2 protein-coding genes are annotated in these 1,389 nt (G+C 71.7%); both read left to right on the top strand.

The genetic code is table 11. From position 1 onward, the window contains the following. Positions 1-225, top strand: a 225-nt coding sequence (locus tag GCU56_RS22910) for a hypothetical protein (RefSeq protein ID WP_204332708.1), incomplete at its 5' end; no start/stop codon positions are given. Between the two features lie 65 nt (positions 226-290). Then, entirely contained in the window at positions 291-914 is a 624-nt protein-coding gene (locus tag GCU56_RS22915) for an alpha-ketoglutarate-dependent dioxygenase AlkB (RefSeq protein WP_163484492.1), read from the top strand. The last annotated feature ends 475 nt before the right edge of the window (positions 915-1,389 follow it).

Genomic DNA, 1,389 nt, shown 5'->3' on the forward strand with positions numbered 1-1,389 from the left:
ACGCCCGGGGTGGTGCGGGGCAACACCTGGTTCCTGCGCAACAGCACCAGCAGTGGCGTCTCGGACGTGGCCTTCGCCTACGGCGATCCCACGGACCGGCCGGTCGTCGGCGACTGGGACGGCAACGGCTCGACCACGCCCGGGATCACGCGCGGCAACACCTGGTTCCTGCGCAACAGCACCAGCAGCGGGGTCTCGGACGTGACGCTCCAGTACGGGGGCTGACGGGATCCGCGGTCCGCGCAGCGCAGATCCGTACAGACGTTCGAACCGATGGGTAGGGTGCCGGCATGGCGCTCGCGCACCAGCCCTCGATGTGGGACCTCGCGGAGGCCCCGACCCTCGGCGCGCTCGCCCCGACCCGGCACACGTTGAGCCGGGGTGCGTGGGTCGACCACCTGCCGGGCTGGGTCTCCGGCTCCGACGCGGTGCTGGAGGTCCTGCTCGGGGACATCGGCTGGCGGGCCGACCGGCGGCAGATGTACGACCGGGAGGTCGCCGTCCCGCGGTTGCTGCGGTGGTACGGCGGGGACGAGGTGCTGCCGCATCCGCTGCTGACCGCGGCTCGCACGGCACTGAACGGCCACTACGAGCCCGAGTCGGGCGAGCCCTTCGTCAGCGCCGGCATGTGCCTCTACCGCGACGGTCGGGACAGCGTGGCCTGGCACGGGGACCGCCTCGGCCGCGGTCGGACGGCTGACACGATGGTCGCCATCGTCTCGTTCGGGTCGCCCCGGCCGCTGATGCTGCGGCCGACCGGCGGCGGCGAGAGCCTGCGGTTCCCCCTGGGCCACGGCGACCTGGTGGTCATGGGCGGCTCGTGTCAACGCACCTGGGAGCACTGCATCCCCAAGACGACGAAGCCCGTCGGCCCCCGGGTCAGCGTCCAGTTCCGCCCCCGCGGGGTGGCCTGACCCGGCGACCGCCGACGCCGTGACCCCGCGACGAGCGCGACCCCGGAACGGCCGCGACGGACCCGCCCGCCGGCCCGGACCACCGCGGCGCCGGTCGCGGTGACGGCCACCGTCCGGGTGCGTCGACGTGGTGTGGAGGCGCCTCCGGCGCAGCGGCTGGGAGCCCTTCGGACCCCCGCGTGCAGGACCTCGGGAGCGGGTGTACTGTCCTCTCTGCACCGCGCGAGAACGGACCGGGCCGCCAGCCTGGTCAACCGCCGGTCGAACCCCCGCGGTTTGACTGCTGCGGAGCGCGGAGTACAGTGAGTACATCGCCTCGGACGAAGCCAGAAATGGCCGATGTCCAAGCGCGTCCGCTCCTTGAGAACTCAACAGCGTGCCGAAAGTCAGTGCCAAGCAACAATTCCTCGTGGCATTGCACTCGTTTGTGGGTGTGGTGTCGGGGGTTCCTTTGGTTGATTGTAATCGAGAGCGT

This window comes from Geodermatophilus sabuli, assembly GCF_010686765.1.
Lineage (GTDB): Bacteria > Actinomycetota > Actinomycetes > Mycobacteriales > Geodermatophilaceae > Geodermatophilus > Geodermatophilus sabuli_A.

Coding starts and splice junctions, on each gene's coding strand:
- GCU56_RS22915 (WP_163484492.1), top strand. CDS start 291: ATGGCGCTCGCGCACCAGCCCTCGATGTGGGACCTCGCGGAGGCCCCG.